The sequence below is a fragment of the Vibrio sp. 10N.247.310.23 genome (genome assembly GCF_041467155.1).
Lineage (GTDB): Bacteria > Pseudomonadota > Gammaproteobacteria > Enterobacterales > Vibrionaceae > Vibrio > Vibrio crassostreae_C.
This window is the reverse complement of the sequence record NZ_JBFSTZ010000076.1, coordinates 1-2,371: the sequence shown is the minus strand read 5'-3', so window position 1 is coordinate 2,371 and position 2,371 is coordinate 1. Positions and strand designations below refer to the sequence as shown.

The following is a 2,371-nucleotide window of genomic DNA, read 5'->3' as shown; positions in this document are numbered from 1 at the left end:
GCTATAACTTAACGCTTTACCCCGTGGCAGGCCGTGACTTTGCCGCCGCTTTTGGTCTTCGCCACTATCCGGTACTCATCGAGCGCGGCGAGCTCAAGCAATAATCACATTCACGACTTTTAATGAGGACAGCTCTTATGCCTACGCACGCTTTATCTTATTCGGATATTCAACACGCGATTAAAACCACCCATCAAGTTCTGGAAAGCGCGGCGCTGACGCCGGTGATTCTGGCGCTCGCCCAACAAAGCCAGGCACACAACGTAAGTCCTGAGCGCGCTTTAATGATGCTATTAAAACCTCAAGGAGACGATGATGAGCATTAACAGTGACAACCCCTTTGCCCAGCGCTGCTTACCTCCAAAGCGCCTTGAACTTCCGTCAGCTAAAAAGGTAAGTACTCAAGCCAAAGAGGCGCATCAAGTGAAGCGCCGCATTGAAATCCTCGAAGAGCGCTGCGCCTGGCAGCGAGAGTGGGGAGTGACGCTAGATGATGAGATCTTGCAATGAGTGGTTACGCCGAAGGTCTGCTTCGCCCTGCTGATGAGCTGCTGAGCGCAGCTATGTTTAGCATGGCCGCTATCGTGGTGGTCATCGCCCCACAAGTGTTCATGCTGGCCTCTGTTTTCGCGCACCCGCTCGGTTTTTGCCTTGGCTTGTGCGCGCTGATTCGCCTTAAGCAAGGGCTCTCCGTGCTCGGGTATCGCAAGCGATTACTTCGTATGCCCTATTGGGCGATGAACTCCGATGACATGCCGGTGTATCAAAACAAGGTTTTTCTCGGTAAGGGATTTATAGTCCTGCCTCGCCATGCTCAGCGCCTTTATGATACGCGTCAAATCTGGGCAGAGCGCTACGTCACACCGTCTAAACTCTATCGCTTTGCGCGCACCATGGAAGCCAAGTACGAAGGCAAATGGATAGAGCGCTTTTGGTCTGGGAAACGTGTGATAGCCAGGGCTGGTAAAGGCTGGGGTATCATTAACACCTTTCTTAGTGCCATCAACCCGGTGAAACCTTTACCCCCGGTAGGGGGCGACTCTCGAATGCACGGCATCGGCCTTGATGAAGAGGTCGATTGTTTATTGCCGAGCAGCGCGAGAGCGGGGCACACCTTAGTGCTGGGTACAACCGGGGTCGGTAAAACGCGCCTTGCTGAACTCTTGGTAACGCAAGATATCCGCCGTGGCGATGTGGTGTTGATGTTTGACCCTAAAGGGGACGCCGACATGCTGCTTCGCATGTACATTGAGTGCTTGAGAGCAGGGCGCCTCGATGAGTTTTATATCTTACATTTAGGGTATTCCGACCAAAGTGGGCGATATTCCCCCGTCGGCCGATTTGGCCGTATTACGGAAGTCGCGACTCGCGTTTCTGGTCAACTCGACGGCGGCGGCAACAGCGCCGCGTTCAAACAGTTTGCGTGGCGATTTGTCAATATCATCGCAAGGGCGCTGGACGCGCTCGGCAAAAAGCCCGATATGGCGGCCATTCAACGTTACGTGACCGCCATTGATGAGCTGTATGTCGATTACTGCGTGAAAAAGCTGCCCTCTTATCACCCAAAAGCCGCAGAATTGGTGACCGCGCTTGAAAGTAACGTCAACGAAAAAAACACCCCGCGTCACCTGCAGGGGCGCAGCGCTCGCGTGGTCGCCCTTGAAATGTATTTTGGCGCGCACCCCGCTGCAGACGATGTACTGGCCGGACTTCGAAGCGCCATCCAGTACGACAAAACCTATTTTGATAAAATTGTGGCCTCCTTACTGCCCTTGCTTGAAAAGCTCGGTACGGGTAAGACCGCTGAAATCATCTCACCGGTGCATACGCCCGCCGATGAGCGGCCCATCATCGATTGGCGCGAGGTCATCATGCAAGGGGGCGTGGTGTATGTGGGGTTGGATGCGCTTTCTGATACCACGGTGGCCGCTGCGTTCGGTAACTCCATGTTTGCTGACCTGTGCTCTCTGGCGGGGGAGATTTATAAGTTTGGTAACGCGCCGGGCTTTGCCAAGGTCAAGCCTCGCAACATCATGATACACGCGGATGAATTTAATGAGCTGATTGGTGATGAATTCATTCCTATCCTCAACAAAGCGCGCGGAGCTAAATTTGTCGTCACCGCCTACACGCAAACCGAATCCGATATTGAAGCGCGCCTAGGCTCGCCTGCAAAAGCGGCGCAAACCAAAGGTAACTTCAACAGCTTGATATGCCTTCGGGTTCGCGAGCAAAAGACCGCGCAAATTCTCACTTCACGCATGGCAACCGTCACCATCAAAGACATTGTGCCAGACACCGGCGCCAATGATGCACCGGGCAGTCAGACCGGTTTTCACTCAAGCAATAAAGACACTCTGCAAAACAAAGA

The 2,371-nt window shown here is 53.5% G+C and carries 4 protein-coding genes; all 4 read left to right on the top strand.

The genetic code is table 11. The features are described from left to right. Positions 1 to 104, top strand: a 104-nt coding sequence (locus AB6D93_RS23805; protein ID WP_372159239.1) for a DUF2859 domain-containing protein, incomplete at its 5' end; no start/stop codon positions are given. Positions 105 to 137: 33 nt separating this feature from the next. After that, positions 138 to 326, top strand: a complete 189-nt coding sequence (locus AB6D93_RS23800) for a hypothetical protein (RefSeq protein WP_136987433.1) — start codon at positions 138 to 140, stop codon at positions 324 to 326. Then, a complete protein-coding gene (locus tag AB6D93_RS23795) occupies positions 316 to 510 on the top strand; it encodes a hypothetical protein (RefSeq protein ID WP_136987434.1) in 195 nt (64 codons plus the stop codon). The genes AB6D93_RS23800 and AB6D93_RS23795 overlap by 11 nt, the downstream gene beginning before the upstream one ends. Continuing rightward, positions 507 to 2,371: type IV conjugative transfer system coupling protein TraD (gene traD / locus AB6D93_RS23790; protein ID WP_372159238.1), on the top strand; the 1,865-nt coding region annotated here is incomplete at its 3' end. The genes AB6D93_RS23795 and traD, both read left to right, overlap by 4 nt.

Excerpts from the sequence above, each read along its gene's own strand:
- AB6D93_RS23800 (WP_136987433.1), top strand. The coding sequence starts at position 138 with ATGCCTACGCACGCTTTATCTTATTCGGATATTCAACACGCGATTAAA.
- AB6D93_RS23795 (WP_136987434.1), top strand. The coding sequence starts at position 316 with ATGAGCATTAACAGTGACAACCCCTTTGCCCAGCGCTGCTTACCTCCA.